The following is a 16,541-nucleotide window of genomic DNA, read 5'->3' on the forward strand; positions in this document are numbered from 1 at the left end:
AAAGATCATGAAAAAAATATTTTTAACACTTTCTATATTTTCATTATTTGCAAGTTGTAACGACGATTTTGTAGATATTCAGGATGAAGGACAAAAGGATGTCACAAACTTTTTTACATCACAAGATGATGCTATGCAGGCTACTACTGCTATTTATAGCTTTTTGAGAAGCTGGGAAAACACTGGTTTCCCAGCACAATATGTATTTGGAGTAACTGGTGATGATGTAGAAAAAGGATCTAATCCCGGAGATGCATCATTTATCAATGCTTACGATAATTTCACTTTCACCGTTAGTGATGAAGGAGTAAGAGGATATTGGATAGGGCAGTGGCAAGCGGTAAACAGGGCAAATCAGGTGATTACCAATGTTCCTAAAATTGATATGGATGCTACCTTAAAAAATAGATTAATAGCTGAATCGAAAATGTTGAGAGCATATTTCTACTTCAATTTAGTAAGAATTTATGGTGGAGTTCCTATATATGATGGTTTACCTGCGGATGGTAATTATCTGAAAGCAAGAAACTCTACCGCAGAAGTTTATGCTTTTATAGTTAAAGATTTGACGGAGGCTGCTGCGGTTTTACCTCAAACCTATTCTGCTGCAGATCGCGGAAGAGTTACCAAAGGAGGTGCTTTAGGATTGCTTTCAAAAGTATATCTTTATATGAAAGATTATCAGAAAGCGTATGACACTTCTAATTTGGTTATTGGGATGGGATATTCTTTAGATCCAGACTTTAATCACTTATTCAGACCAGAGGGAGAATTCGGAACAGAATCTGTCTTTGAGGTGAATTCCGATTGCGCTCCTGGATTTAGCGGAAGTCAGTATGCAGAAGTTCAGGGAGTTAGAAATCAATTTGGATGGGGATTCTTCACCCCTACAACAGCTTTAGAAAATGCATTTGAACCAGGAGATATCAGAAAAGAATTAACTATCCTGAGAGAAGGAGAAACCACTATTGAAGGAGATTTAATCAAAAAAGGAGATCCTAATGCAGGTAACATGTGGAACCAAAAAGTATATGTACCATCATCTCTTAACAACAGTGCATGTGGTTATGGCTCTATCCAAAATCTAAGAATTTTGAGATTTGCTGATATTCTTTTAATCAATGCAGAAGCTGCTAACGAATTGGGAAATACCGGTGCTGCAACGACCAGTATCAATAAAGTAAGATTGAGAGCAAACCTACTTCCGACTACGGCAACTACACAAAGTACGTTAAGAACTGCTATTTGGCAGGAAAGAAGAGTAGAGCTAGCGATGGAAAATGATAGATTTCCGGACTTAGTAAGAACAGGTCAGGCTGCTACGGTTCTCGGACCTAAAGGATTCAAAGCAGGGAAAAATGAGCTTTTCCCAATTCCTTTAGATGCAATGAATCAAAGTAATGGATTGTTTGTCCAAAACCCTGGTTACTAAAATTAAATTATAAAAACTTAGAGGAGAATGAAAGTTCTCCTCTTCTTTTATTATTTCGTTTAAAATTAATATATGAAGAGGATAATACGATCAATCACAGCAATATCATTATTTGCAGTCTCCTGCAAAAATTCTCAAATTGTTAATCAGACAGTTTCGAAAACCGAGACGGTAAAAACTAATCTTACCGATGCACAATTGCTGGATAAAGTTCAGAAAGATGCTTTAAAATATTTCTGGGATTACGCAGAACCCAATTCTATGTTGGGAAGAGAGCGGTATCACGAAGACAATATTTATCCTGATGACGACAAGCATGTGATCACAACTGGTGGTTCAGGATTTGGACTGGCAACGATTTTGGTCGGAGTTGAAAGAGGTTTCATTCCCAGAAAAGATGCGGTAAAAAGACTGAACACAATGATGGATTTTCTTGCCAAGGCAGACCGCTACAAAGGAGTCTGGTCGCATTGGATTAACGGAGAAACAGGAAAAACCGTTCCGTTCGGAAAGAAAGATAATGGAGGAGATTTGGTAGAAACAGCATTTTTAACCTCCGGAATTTTAATGGTTCGCGAATATTTCAAGAACGGAAATACCGAAGAAAAAATATTAGCCAAAAAATGTGATGAGCTTTGGAAAGGAATTCAGTGGAATTGGTATACCAAAGGCGGTGAAAAAGTATTGTATTGGCATTGGTCACCTGATTATCAATGGGAAATGAATTTTCCGCTTCAGGGCTACAACGAATGCCTGATTACTTACATTTTGGCAGCCTCTTCACCTACTCATTCAATTGATGCCGAAACGTATTATAAAGGGTGGACGAGAAACGGAACCTATCTGTCAGACAAAACAAAATACGGGCTTCCAATGTACGTAAAGCACAACGGAGCAGAAGAATATGGCGGACCATTATTTTGGGCGCATTACTCTTATCTCGGTTTAGATCCTAACAATTTATCGGATAAACTGGTCAAAAATTACTTTGATTTAAATAAAAATCAGGTTTTAATAGACTATAAATATTGTGTAGAAAACCCAAAACAATGGAAAGGTTACGCTGAAAATTATTGGGGATTAACAGCAAGTTACTCAAGAAATAAAGAAGGTGGAGTAGGTTATGATGCACATTTTCCACAAAATGATCATGGAGTTATTACGCCCACAGCAGCTTTGAGTAGTTTTCCTTACACCCCAAAAGAATCTATGGATTTTTTGAAGTTTATTTACACTCAAAAACCAGAATTCATAGGCTCTGCAGGTCCTTACGATGCAACTTCAATTCATTATAATAATTGGACGACACCTCGATATTTAGCCATTGATCAGGGAACAATTGCTCCAATGATTGAAAACTACAGAACAGGATTTTTATGGAAATTATTCATGAACGCACCGGAAATCCAACAGGGATTAAAGAAATTAAGTTTTAAAACTGAAAAATACAATATGAGGTAGTTTTAGGAGCTTCATCCCGCTTTCCGCTCATACTCCTCGCTCGACGGCTCCGCTTCGCTCCGCCGCCTCACTGCGGGGTAACCGCTGCAATCGGGGCTAGTAATTCGGATACAATAAACTACGTGCACTCTGAGTGAAGTCGAAGAGTCGCCAAAATCTAAAGAAATATGAGTTTAAAATTAAAACATTTACCACTTTTACTTCTCTCGTTTTCTCTAAGCTTCAATGCTCAGGAAATAAAAACTACCTTTAATAAAGAAGTACGCCGTACAGAAAAAATATCTTACGTTTTTGATTATCCTCAAAATGCAAAAGGAAAAATTCCGTTGATTGTTTTTCTGCACGGTTCCGGCGAAAGAGGAAACGACCTTGAAAAAGTAAAAGCGCACAGTCCTTTTACTTATAAAAATATAATCAAAGAACCTGTCGCTATTTTAGCACCGCAATGTCCTGAGAATACGTGGTGGGATACGGTTACTGTTTATCATTTAATCAAAGAAATCCAGGCAAAATATAAAATAGATGACTCTAGAATTTATCTTACCGGACTATCAATGGGTGGTTGGGGAACTTTAAAATTAGCCATGGAACATCCTGAAATGTTTGCTGCGGTTGTTTCAGTTTGCGCACCGACCGACAGAGTAATGTTCGCAAATATTCATCAGTACAAAAATCTGAATATGAAGATCTTTCATGGTGGAATGGACGATGTTGTTTTACCTGAAAATGCATTCAATTTTTATCAGGCACTTCATCCGGTAAATCCATCCGGAGAACTCACGATTTTCCCGAATGATAATCATAACTCCTGGGATTCAACCTATTCTAATCCTAAATTATATGAATGGATGTTGAGTAAAAAGAAATAGTTGACAGTTCAGGAATTTTAAATCAAAAAATAAAGGCTTCAACAACATTAGCCTGATAATTTGTATTTAAAGTGTTGAAAAATATAGGGTTCAAACTGATCCTGTCGCAGCTTTTGTTGAATAAACTTAGCGCCACACCGTTAACCAAAATTAAAAAATCAAAAAGAAAATATAATTAAAGAAGAAGACGTATGAAAAAGTTAATTGTAATAGCAACTTTAGTCCTTGCGCCAATGTTTTCGGCTCAGGAAATGATCACGAAACCCGTGCAGTCTTATCAGACTGCTCAATATCAGACAAAGAAAAAAGCTTTTGTTGATGCTCTTTTGGCAAAAATGACTTTAGATGAAAAAATCGGACAGTTAAATTTGCCAAGTTCAGGTGATTTTACAACTGGTCTGGCTAAAAGTTCAGACATCGGAAAAAAAGTAGAACAGGGATTAGTCGGTGGACTTTTCAATATTAAAGGTGCTGAAAAAATTAAGGCCGTTCAGAAAGTGGCAGTAGAAAACAGCCGTCTGAAAATTCCTTTGATTTTTGGGATGGATGTTATTCACGGTTATGAAACAACATTCCCGATTCCGTTAGGTTTAGCAGCTTCATTTGATATGAATTTGGTTCAGCAGTCCGCAAGAGTTGCCGCTCGAGAAGCTGCCGCAGACGGAATCAACTGGACGTTCTCGCCAATGGTGGATATTTCCCGCGAACCAAGATGGGGAAGAGTGTCTGAAGGTTCTGGCGAAGATCCGTATTTAGGAAGTGAAGTTGCTAAAAATATGGTTTACGGTTATCAGGGAAAAGATTTGGCAAACGGAACCAATATTTTAGCATGTGTAAAACACTTTGCTTTGTATGGAGCAGGTGAAGCCGGTAGAGATTACAACACGGTTGATATGAGCCACGTAAGAATGTTTAACGAATATTTTCCACCTTACAAAGCTGCTGTTGATGCAGGTGTAGCTTCTGTCATGGCATCTTTTAACGAGGTTGATGGCGTTCCTGCAACAGGAAACAGATGGTTGCAAACTGAAGTATTAAGAAATCAGTGGAAATTCAAAGGTTTTGTAGTGACTGATTACACGGGAATCAACGAAATGGTAGACCACGGAATGGGAGATCTTCAACAGGTTTCTGCTTTAGCTTTAAAAGCCGGAGTTGATATGGATATGGTGGGAGAAGGCTTTTTAACCACACTGAAAAAATCTTTGGCAGAAGGAAAAGTAACACAGGCAGAAATTGATTTGGCTGCAAAAAGAATTCTTGAGGCAAAATACGATTTAGGCTTATTCGATAATCCGTACAAACATGGTGACGTAAAGTTGGCTGCAAAAGAGGTTTACAATATGGAAAACCGAAATATTGCGAGAAGTGCTGCTGCTCAGTCTATGGTTTTAATGAAAAATGACAATCAGGTTTTACCTTTGAAAAAATCAGGAACGGTTGCCGTGATTGGTCCATTGGTAAACAACTCGATGAATATGCCCGGAACCTGGAGTGTGGCTTCAAAACATGCCAATGCAATCAACCTGATGCAGGGTTTACAGGCTAATTTTGGGAAAGATGTAAAATTTTTGTCAGCAAAAGGAGCAAACATTGATTATGATGCCAAATTAGAAGATATTTATGCTGCTCACGGTAAGAAGACCGACAGAGACAGTCGTTCAAAAGAAGCATTGTTAAAAGAAGCTGTTGATGTTGCCAGTAAAGCTGACGTTATCGTTCTGGCAATCGGAGAATCTGCAGAAATGAGCGGAGAATCTTCGTCCAGAACAGAAATCACGATTCCGCAATCTCAGGTAGATTTGTTAAATGAATTGAAGAAAACAGGAAAACCGATCGCAATGGTTCTTTTCACAGGTCGCCCTTTAGCTTTGACGAATGTGAAAGATACTCCGGATGCGATTCTTAATGTGTGGTTCGCAGGCTCAGAAGCTGGAAACGCCATTTCTGATGTTCTTTTCGGAAAGGTAAATCCTTCAGGGAAACTTCCGATGACGTTCCCAAGAAGTTTAGGACAGGTTCCGATTTATTATAATGCTAAAAACACAGGACGACCTTTAGACCAGAAATTGGTTGATAAATGTGAATACCAGAGATTCCGTTCCAATTATATGGATGAATGCAACACGCCGTTGTATCCGTTTGGTTACGGTTTGAGTTATACTAAATTCAATTATTCTGAGGTAACGGTTTCAAATGCAAATCCAAAAGGAAATCAAAGCATTCAGGCTTCGGTTACGATTACCAATTCCGGAAATTATGACGGAGCTGAGGTGGTGCAATTGTACATCAGAGATTTGGTAGGAACCATTACACGACCGGTAAAAGAATTGAAAGGATTCCAAAAAGTAATGCTGAAAAAAGGAGAATCTAAAAAAGTAACCTTCGATATTACTCCGGAACAGCTGAAATTCTATAATGGAGATTTGAAATACGACTGGGAACCGGGTGAGTTTGATATCATGATCGGAACCAATTCCGAAGATGTAAAACATTCAAAAATAAACTGGACTAAATAAATTCCACAAAAAGCCATTCGAAAGAGTGGCTTTTTACTTTCAGTTAAAATTTGGTCACGAGTTTCAATTCTGCTATTTTTACTTCTGAGTCATCAGTAATAAAATGCGCTTCAATTAATACTTAAATTCATACCAACGGTAAGTTTTAACAATGAATAAAATTTTAATTTTAACTATATTTTTCATTCAGTTATTTGTTAATGCACAATTTTCAGAACGAAATTTATCCTCAGAAAAATGGCAGTTCAAAAATGCAAAAGAAAATTCCTGGCTAGTCGCCACGGTTCCCGGAACGGTTCATTTGGATTTGATGAATCATCAGCTTATTCCTGATCCTTACAAAGATGAGAACGAGAAAAAAGTGCAGTGGGTTGAAAATGAAGACTGGGATTATCAGACAACCTTTGAAGTTTCATCAAAAGAACTGGAAAACCGTAATGCTGAATTGATTTTTCACGGATTGGATACGTTTTCCGAAATTTATCTGAACGGAAAACTACTGAAGAAAACCGATAATATGTTCAGAACGTGGAAAATTCCCGTAAAGAATGATTTAAAAATCGGAAGCAATATTTTACAGATTAAATTTAAATCTTCGGTAAATATGGGAAAAGATTTAGCCAAAAAAGTTCCGTTCATAATGCCGGAATCTCCGCGAAGTTTTGTGAGAAAAGCGCAATATCAGTTCGGTTGGGATTGGGGACCGAGATTAGTTACCGCAGGAATATGGAAAGAAGTAAAGCTGAATTTTTGGAATCATGCTAACATTGAGAATATAAAAATTGAGCAGAAAAATGTAACCAGACAAAAAGCAGAACTTACTATTCATGCAGATATTTTTGCTGAGCAAAGCGGTAAATACAGTTTTTTGATCAATCATGAAAATCGTGAAATTTCTTTACAACATGGTCTAAATAAAGTCTCAATTCCTTATCAAATTGATAACCCAAAACTTTGGCAGCCCAACGGATGGGGTGAACAGAATGTATATGATTTAAAAATTTCGCTTAAAAAAAATTCAAAAATTTTATCCGATAAAACAGAAAGAATAGGTTTAAGAACCATAGAATTAATTCAGGAGAAAGATGAAAAAGGAAAATCTTTTTACTTTAAAGTCAACGGAAATCCGATGTATGCAAAAGGAACCAACTGGATTCCGTCTGACAGTTTTACACCGAGAATTACCAAAGAAAAATACCAGAAACTCATTAAAGACTGCAAAGATGCCAACATGAATATGATTCGTGTCTGGGGCGGCGGAATTTATGAAGATGATGAATTTTACAAAGCCTGTGATAAAAACGGAATTCTCGTATGGCAGGATTTTATGTTTGCCGGAAGTTTTTATCCGTCAGACGAAGATTTTTTAAACAATGTAAAAGAAGAAGTAAAAGATCAGGTCAACCGTCTTCAAAATCATCCGTCAATTGCTTTGTGGTGCGGAAATAATGAAATAGATGAAGCTATCGTCAATTGGGGTTATCAGAAGCAGTTCAAATATTCAAAAGAAGATTCTCTTCAGGTCTGGAAAGATTACAAAATGGTTTTCCATGAGGTCATTCCGAATGCTTTGAAAGAAAATGTAACCTCAGAAAAAAATATTTATTGGGCAAGCTCACCTTCGATCGGTTGGGGACATAAAGAAAGTTTAACTGAAGGTGATTCTCATTACTGGGGAGTTTGGTGGGGCGAATTTCCTTTTGAAATATATAACGAAAAAGTTCCAAGATTTGCCTCTGAATACGGTTTTCAGGGAATGCCGGGTTTAGAAACTGTGAAATCAATGTTTGCAGGAAAGCCTGATTTAAGCTTAGAAAATCCGACAATCAAAGCACACGAAAAAAATGCAAGAGGCTTTCATATCATCAATGAATATATGAAACGGGATTATGTGGTTCCGAAAGATTTTGTAAAATACAATTACTTTTCTCAACTGCTGCAGGCTCGTGGAATGCAGATCGCAATTGAAGCGCACCGACGTGCAAAACCTTACAACATGGGAACTTTGTATTGGCAACTGAATGATTGCTGGCCGGTGATTTCTTGGTCATCAATCGATTATTTGGGAAACTGGAAAGCATTGCATTATCAGGTGAAAAGAAGTTTTGAACAAAAGGTGATTGTAACTGAAGAAAAAGATGGTATTTTGAATTTTTATGGAATTAATGATGATTTGAAAAAGTTTGAAGATGTTTTTGTAGAAATTGAAGTTGTGAAATTTGACGGAAAAATTGAGAATGAAATTGTAACGGTCTCGAATGGAAAAACTTTAGACAGAATTATAAAATTTGAACCGATTGAAATGGAAAATTTAGTTTCGAATTTAGATAAAAGTAAATTCTTTGTAAAATTAACTTTGAAAGATAGAGATGAAAAAATCATTGCTGAAAGCAACTATTTCTTCGTAAAACCAAAAGATTTAAAGCTTTCAAAACCCAATATCACCATCCAAAAAATATCACCAACAGAAATTGAAATTTCAACAGATGTTTTGGCAAAAGACGTTTATTTGATGGGCGACACACATTTTAGTGATAATTTCTTTGATCTTTTACCAAATACCTCCAAAAAAATTAATTTGTCAAAACCTTTAAAAAATATTGAAGTGATGAGTCTTTGGGATACGATGAATTAGTATCTTAAATCTTGAAGATTTGACTATTCACTAAAAAAGATTTGTATTTCTTAGCTGAGTGGAACGCCTTTGCGAACGAAAAATCTTTTCAATACAATAAATAAAAACTTTGCGATCCTTGCGTTTAAAAATTTAGCTTCACTAAAATATTGCAGTTCTCTTCAGAAAAATTTAATTTTACATTTTAATTTTCCCTTTGCAATACGCCCAGATTATTTTACCGTTAAATCTTAAAGGAACTTTCACGTACAAAGTTCCCGAAGAACTTGCTTCCAAAATTGAAAACGGAATGCGTGTACTCGTGCCATTTGGAGGGAAAAAAATATACACCGGAATTGTTTTTGAACTTCATGATGTGGCTCCGGAAAATTTTGTGGCTAAAGAAGTGATTAGTATTTTAGATGATTATCCGATTGTGCCTTCTGAGCAAATCAACTTCTGGAATTGGCTTTCTAACTATTATCTCTGCAACTTAGGTGAAATTTACCGCTTTGCATTTCCGTCTTCTCTGAAATTGGAAAGTGAAACGTATCTTAAATTAAAACCCAATGCTACGATCGAATTTGAAAATCTCGATGTCAACGAAATGTATCTTATTCAGGCTTTGGAAGTTCGTCAGTTGATTAATTTAACTGATATTGAGGCATTTATCCCTAAAAAAGAAATTATCAAAACCATCAACTCCTTGATTGATCTCCAATACATTGAAATTGATGAGAAAGTAGCAGAAAAATACAAAGCTAAGGAAGTTGCTTATGTAAAAGTGAAAGATGAAGTTTTGAAAAATCAAAATATCACCGAAATTCTTTTACAACTCAACAGAGCCAAAAAGCAGAAAGAACTTTTCCTGAATATTATTGAAAAGCAAACCGAAAATCCTGATTTGCACATCAGGAAATCAGCATTGTTTGAGGATGGATATTTTGGGAGTTCGCATTTTAAAGCTTTGGCAGATAAAAATCTGGTAGAAGAGTATTATCTTCAAAAAGACAGAATTGAAAGCTATGAAGGCGAGATTGAAGAGATAGAAGAGCTTTCAGAAGCTCAGAATGAAGCAAAAACAGAAATTGATGAAGCATTTGAGGAAAAGAAAAATGTTCTTCTTCATGGAGTAACTTCTTCAGGGAAAACCCATATTTATTTAGAGAAAATAGAAGAATGTATCAATGAAGGAAGAAATGTTTTGTTTTTGCTTCCGGAAATTTCTTTAACAAAACAGATTACGCAAAGATTAGAAAAAAAATACGGTCGGCAACTTGGTTTTTATCACCAGAAACTCAGTGATTTTGAAAAAGTTGAGGTTTGGAGAAAAATTAAAAACAACGATATTAAAATTCTCATTGCTACAAGAAATGCCTTATTTCTTCCTTACCAGAATTTAGGATTAATCATTGTTGATGAAGAGCACGATTCGGCTTACAGACCTCGTGAAGTTTCGCCTTTTTTCAATGCAAGAGATTCGGCAATGATGTTGGCGGGTTTTTATGACGCAAGGGTTATTTTAGGTTCGGCAACGCCTTCTGTAGAGAGTTATTATTTAGCCAGAAAAGAAAAGCTGCATTATATCTTTTTACATGAGAGATTCGGGAAGGTGAAATTACCCGAATTTGAACTGATTAATTTTAAAGAAGCTCAGGATTCTAAAAAGGTTTCAGGGAATTTTTCTCTTCAGTTGTTAGATGAGATCAAAAAAACTTTAGACGAAAAAAATCAGGCAATAATTCTCCATAACCGCCGAGGTTACGCCAATGTAATCGAATGTGAAACGTGTGGCTATGTAAATTATTGTTCGAATTGTGATGTGGTAATGACCTATCACAAAGCCGCCAACGAAATGAAATGCCATTATTGCGGTCAAAGAGCTTCAAAACCAAGAGCCTGCCCGAAATGTCATTCTGAAAATCTGAATGAAAGGGGAGTTGGAGTAGAGCAGATTCACGAGGAAATCTCAAAAATATTTCCAGAAAATGAAGTCGACAGAATGGATGTCGATTCTATGCGGAAAAAATTTGCCTACGAAAAATTATATGAGAAAATAGAAGATAGGGAAACCGATATTGTGGTGGGAACTCAGATGATTTCCAAAGGTTTAGATTTTGATCACATCGAGTTGGTAGCAATTCCGAAAGCAGATTCTATGCTGTATGTACAAGATTTCAGAGCGGAAGAACGTGCCTATCAATTGATCACGCAGGTTTCAGGTAGGGCGGGAAGAGCTTCAGGAAACGGTAAAATTTTAATTCAGACTTATAATCCGGATCATTCTGTTTTTCAGTTGATTAAAATAAACAATATCACTAAAATTTATAAATATTTCCTCACTGAAAGACAGAAATTTCATTATCCGCCATTCACGAAATTAATTATGATCGAACTGAAGCACATTAAAGACGATAAAGTCAATCGTGCTTCCCAGTTTTTAGGTTCAGTTTTAAGAAAATATCTTCCTGAAGATTGTATTCTCGGTCCGGAAAGATCTCAGATTGCGAGGCTTAACAATTTATATCAGTTTCAGATCTTACTGAAGCTTCCGCGAGGAAAAAACTATGAGAAATTTAAAAGTCTTGTATTATTAAGTTTAAAAGAATTTGACGAAATCACTGCGTATCAAAGCATTAAAAAAGATGTTTTTGTGGATTTTTAACAATTTTTAACAAACTTTATGTGGTTTTTGTATACTTTTCTGCACCGCATTCTAACAATAATATCTACATTTGAACGTTTATTAGGTGTTTGGATAAAAATAAGCGGTTTAACTTATCATATTTTATGCCATCCAAACTATAACAAAAAGAAAAATTGATGATAAATTACAGAAAGTATATTTCGGGTATTACGGTTTTGGCGACAGGGTTTTTACTTGCTCAATCTACCGTAGCTACAGTTCTTTATTCTCCGAATTTTGACAGTCAGAAAAGTAAATTAAACTTACCTTCTCCCGCAGTAGCGATTGAAAAAGTTTTTTTGTCTCCAAAGGAACTTGTAGATGTAAGCCTGAACACGATGATGACAGATCCTGTGCTGAAAAATGCAACATGGGGATTTGTAATCTTCGATCCTAAAACGAAGAAAGTAATCTCTTCTTACAATGAAAATACCCCTCTTGTTCCTGCTTCAACTACGAAATTATTAACCACAGAAACTGCTTTGCATCTGTTGGGAGAAAATTACCGATGGATGACACAGCTTGAATATTCCGGGGAAATTGACGAAAATGGAGTTTTAAATGGAAATCTTTATATTGTAGGAAGCGGCGACCCGTCTTTGGGAACCAACAAAGCTGGAGCCTGGTCTTACAAAGAAATTGTTTCAGACTTTGTAATCGGAATGTCTCGTGAGGGAATCAAAAAGGTAAATGGTGATATTATCATTCAGACAGCGCTTTTCAAAGGTAACATTTCGAGACTTCCGGAAAATGTTGTGTGGTTAGAAAACAATAATTATTATCTTCCGGTTGGTACAACTCGTGAGATCAATCCAGCAAACGAAAAACTGATCGTTAAAAAAGGAAACAATATAGCTTCAGATAAAAAATATTTCTACGTTTCGCCCTATGCTAATCAAATGGTATATGCTGAAAAATATCATGGCGACGGAATTTTAACAACCAAACTTCCTGATGCTCCTGCATTTTTGGCAAATAGCTTCAGAGCAACTTTAGTGAAAAGCGGAGTAGGTGTAACCGGAAAAGTAACTCCGAAAACAACAGATGCAGCTCCTGAAGTGAGAAAAATGATTTCTGCATACAAATCTCCAACGCTTTCAGATATTATTTATTATACCAATCAACGTAGTGATAATGCCTTAGCAGAAGCTTTGTTAAAGACAGTTGGTTTCCAGAAAATGGGAGACCAGACTTCAGAATCGGGAAAAATTGTGGTAAACGAACATTTGAAAGAAGTTGCTTTTGATGTAGAAGGTTTAAATTATATGGATGGTAGCGGATTGTCCAGAAGCAATAAAGTAACTCCAATTTCTCAGGTGAAATATCTAACGTCTTTGATGAACCAGAAATATTATAAAACCTATTTTGATTCTTTACCGATTGCAGGACAAACAGGAACTTTAAAGAAAATGTTCATCGGAGAAGGAAACGGACAGATTTTTGCAAAAACCGGAACATTAAACAAAGTAAAAGCGTTAACAGGTTATATGAAAACCAATACAGGGCGAACTTTAGTATTTTCTATACTTGTAAACAACTATTCGGGATCTGTAGATATGGTGAAAAGCAGAATTGAAAAAATTCTTCAGCCGGCTTTAGATTTATAAAATTAACAATACAATTGATATATAAACCTTTTAGTCTCAGATTGAAAGGTTTTTTTTATCTTTATTACCTAATTTATTGAGAATGAAAAAAAATTATTTTTTATGTTTAATCCTTTTGGCAATACAATCTGCATTTGCTCAGGAAAACCTTGAAATGAAAGGCTTAATGGCAAAGGAGATGAAATCTTTTACTGCTAAAATGAATGCCGGAAATACCAATCCCAATACTCTAAACTACGATCTTCAGTATCAGAGAATGGATGTTTCTTTAAATCCCGCAGTGGCTCAAATTTCTGGTTCTGTGACTTCTCACTTCAAACCGAATCAGGCAATGAGCAGCATTTATTTTGATTTAACCAATCAATTGACTGTTTCTCAGGTAACTTTTCATGGTCAGCCTTTGGTTTTTCAGCAATTGGCTACTAAAGAATTGAAAATAGATTTCACTTCCTCGCTCCCGGCTAACGTTTTAGACTCATTAACCATACAATACAACGGAAATCCACCCACCAATAACAATGCATTTTTTATCAATACGCAAGGCGGAAATTCTGTTCTTTCAACACTAAACGAACCTTACGGCGCACAAGATTGGTTTCCGACAAAGCAAAGTTTAAATGATAAAATCGAAAGATTTGATATTAAAATAACCACTCCGTCACAATATAGTGTAGCATCCAACGGAAAATTAATGAGTGAAACCATCTTAGGAAACGGTCAGAAATTGACATTTTGGAGAACAAATTATCCTACAACAGCCTATTTAATAGCACTTTCAATCACCAGTTTTGTTAAACTAAATGACACCATAGGAAATCCGCCTTTTCCTTTTGTGAATTATATTTATCCTTCCACTTCTACCAATACAACAAGTATGGCAAATATAGAATGGACGAAAACAGTGATGGGTACTTTTGAAACATTCTTCGGGCCTTATCCTTTCAGAAACGAAAAGTATGGTCACATGGAATTTACTGCTGGTGGAGGAATGGAACATCAAACGATGTCATCTATGGGAGCATGGAGCAAACAATTAATCGCTCACGAGCTTGCCCATCAATGGTTTGGTGATAAGGTAACCTGTGGAGCATGGAATGATATTTGGCTCAATGAAGGTTTTGCAACTTTCGGGGAACATGTTGCTTATGAGAAATTATTGATGACCAATGCGGCTTTTTTAAATTATCTCTTAGGTGAAAAAAATTATATAACGAGTGCTGCAGGTGGAAGTGTTTATGTTGCTGATGCCAATTTAGGAAGTGTAGGTACTATTTTCAGCGGCAGACTTTCATATTCTAAAGGTGGTTATGTGGTAAGAATGATCAAATGGATTTTAGGAGAAACCGTTTTTTACCAGGCTTTAAAAGATTACCACGCAAGACCAAATTTAGCTTACAATTATGTAAGCACTGGAGACTTGAATGCATCTTTACTTCTATCAACCGGAAAAGATTTTACAGGCTTTTTTAATGATTGGATTTACGGTCAGGGTTACCCCACTTACGATATCCGATGGAAACAGAATGGAAATCAAATCATTTTCAGAGCAGGGCAAACGCAAAGTCATGCTTCAGTAGGCTTTTTTGATATGCCTTTGCCGATTAAAGTTAATGGTACTGGAGGTCAGGTTGCATATTTTGCTTTAAATAACACTTCAAATAACCAATACTTTACAGAGAATATTGCGTTTCCTGTTGCCAGTGTAGAATTCAATTATGAGTATCAGATTTTAGAGAAAAACTCAACGGTCGCACAAGATAATACTTTAAGCACTTCAGATATTGAACTGGATCAGTTTACAATTTATCCAAATCCTGCAAAAGATGAATTATTTATATCAGGTTTAAAAAAGCAGACAGAGTACACAATTTACACTGCGGACGGAAGATTGGCAAAAAAGGGAACTACTGAAAAGAAAATTGATATTTCTTTATTAGATAAGGGAATTTACTTTATAAAAATTCTGGAAGCTAGATTAAAATTTATTAAAGAGTAGATTTTTTATGATCTAGTGTTGATCTCTAATCGTCGAATTAATTTCAATAAAAATGCATTCTTTAAAGCCTTTTTATTAAATTAGCGAACCTAAAAAATTATTATAATGATCTCTGAAAAATATCTGGAAAATCTACAGAACGAACTAAAAAATATTGAGAACGACGGTCTTTTTAAAAAAGAAAGAATCATCACCTCACAACAAAGTGCAGAAATTGAAGCCAACGGAAAAAAACTTTTAAACTTCTGTGCCAACAATTATCTGGGACTTTCAAACCATCCTGAAGTGATGAAAGCTTCACAGGATATGATAGAATCTCATGGTTATGGGATGTCTTCAGTCCGTTTTATCTGTGGAACTCAGGATATTCACAAGCAGTTGGAAGAAAAAATTGCTCAGTTTTTAGGTCTTGAAGATACCATTTTGTATGCGGCTTGTTTTGATGCGAATGGCGGTGTTTTCGAGCCATTGTTTACCGAAGAAGATGCGATTATTTCAGATGAGCTGAATCATGCTTCGATCATCGACGGTGTACGTCTTTGTAAAGCAGCGAGATACCGTTATAAGAATAATAATATGGCAGATCTTGAAGCGCAGCTGATTGCAGCTTCAGAAAAAAATCACCGTTTCAAAATCATCGTTACAGACGGAGTTTTCTCAATGGACGGAATTGTTGCAGACTTGAAAGGAGTTTGTGATTTAGCAGACAAGTACAATGCTTTGGTAATGGTTGATGATTCTCACGCCACTGGTTTTATCGGTAAAACAGGTCGTGGAACTCACGAAGCCAACGAAGTAATGGGTAGAGTAGATATCATTACTTCAACGTTAGGAAAAGCTTTAGGTGGTGCTTTAGGCGGATTTACTTCGGGTAAAAAAGAAATCATTGATATGCTGAGACAACGTTCTCGTCCTTATTTATTTTCAAATTCATTGGCTCCGGGAATTGTGGGTGCTGCTTTGAAAGTTTTGGAGATGATTTCTGACGATACTTCGCTTCGTGATCAGGTCATGGAAAATGCAGAATATTTCAGGAAAGAAATGAAAGCTAAAGGTTTTGATATTCCTGAAGGCGATGCTGCGATTGTTCCTGTGATGTTGTACGACGCAAAACTGGCGCAGAAAATGGCTGAAAATCTGATGGACGAAGGAATATATGTAATCGGGTTCTTCTATCCTGTTGTGCCGAAAGAAAAAGCGAGAATAAGAGTGCAGCTTTCTGCAGCTCATACAAGAGAACATTTGGATAAAGCGATAGTAGCTTTTGAAAAAGTTGGAAAACAATTAGGAGTGATTTCGTAGAGTATCATCAAAAAAATAAAAAGTTCTACTATGGCAGATAAAACAGAATTTCTAT

Annotated in this window: 9 protein-coding genes; all 9 read left to right on the forward strand. The window is 36.1% G+C overall.

Annotated elements, in window-relative coordinates; translation table 11 throughout:
* Positions 1-7: 7 nt before the first annotated feature.
* The gene (locus tag ACZZ9T_RS09645; RefSeq protein WP_463441905.1) at positions 8-1,432 is read left to right on the forward strand and encodes a RagB/SusD family nutrient uptake outer membrane protein; all 1,425 of its coding nucleotides are present in this window, start codon (positions 8-10) and stop codon (positions 1,430-1,432) included.
* Positions 1,433-1,504: 72 nt separating this feature from the next.
* On the forward strand, positions 1,505-2,893 hold the full coding sequence (locus ACZZ9T_RS09650; protein WP_463441906.1) for a glucoamylase family protein: 1,389 nt from the start codon (positions 1,505-1,507) through the stop codon (positions 2,891-2,893).
* A 167-nt stretch (positions 2,894-3,060) separates the two neighbouring features.
* A complete protein-coding gene (locus ACZZ9T_RS09655; protein WP_463441907.1) occupies positions 3,061-3,762 on the forward strand; it encodes a carboxylesterase family protein in 702 nt (233 codons plus the stop codon).
* A 191-nt stretch (positions 3,763-3,953) separates the two neighbouring features.
* Positions 3,954-6,281 (forward strand): beta-glucosidase BglX, encoded by a 2,328-nt coding sequence (gene bglX / locus ACZZ9T_RS09660; protein WP_463441908.1) that lies wholly within the window; start codon positions 3,954-3,956, stop codon positions 6,279-6,281.
* A 151-nt stretch (positions 6,282-6,432) separates the two neighbouring features.
* Entirely contained in the window at positions 6,433-8,916 is a 2,484-nt protein-coding gene (locus tag ACZZ9T_RS09665) for a beta-mannosidase (protein ID WP_463441909.1), read from the forward strand.
* Positions 8,917-9,112: 196 nt separating this feature from the next.
* The gene (priA, locus tag ACZZ9T_RS09670; RefSeq protein ID WP_463441910.1) at positions 9,113-11,560 is read left to right on the forward strand and encodes a replication restart helicase PriA; all 2,448 of its coding nucleotides are present in this window, start codon (positions 9,113-9,115) and stop codon (positions 11,558-11,560) included.
* Between the two features lie 158 nt (positions 11,561-11,718).
* Positions 11,719-13,188 (forward strand): D-alanyl-D-alanine carboxypeptidase/D-alanyl-D-alanine endopeptidase, encoded by a 1,470-nt coding sequence (gene dacB, locus ACZZ9T_RS09675; protein WP_463441911.1) that lies wholly within the window; start codon positions 11,719-11,721, stop codon positions 13,186-13,188.
* 82 nt (positions 13,189-13,270) lie between these two features.
* On the forward strand, positions 13,271-15,184 hold the full coding sequence (locus ACZZ9T_RS09680; protein WP_463441912.1) for a M1 family aminopeptidase: 1,914 nt from the start codon (positions 13,271-13,273) through the stop codon (positions 15,182-15,184).
* A 105-nt stretch (positions 15,185-15,289) separates the two neighbouring features.
* Positions 15,290-16,486: a glycine C-acetyltransferase gene (kbl, locus tag ACZZ9T_RS09685; RefSeq protein WP_463441913.1), complete on the forward strand. Its 1,197-nt coding sequence runs from the start codon at positions 15,290-15,292 to the stop codon at positions 16,484-16,486.
* Positions 16,487-16,541: the final 55 nt, after the last annotated feature.

The sequence above is a fragment of the Chryseobacterium sp. AC417 genome, from assembly GCF_979258215.1.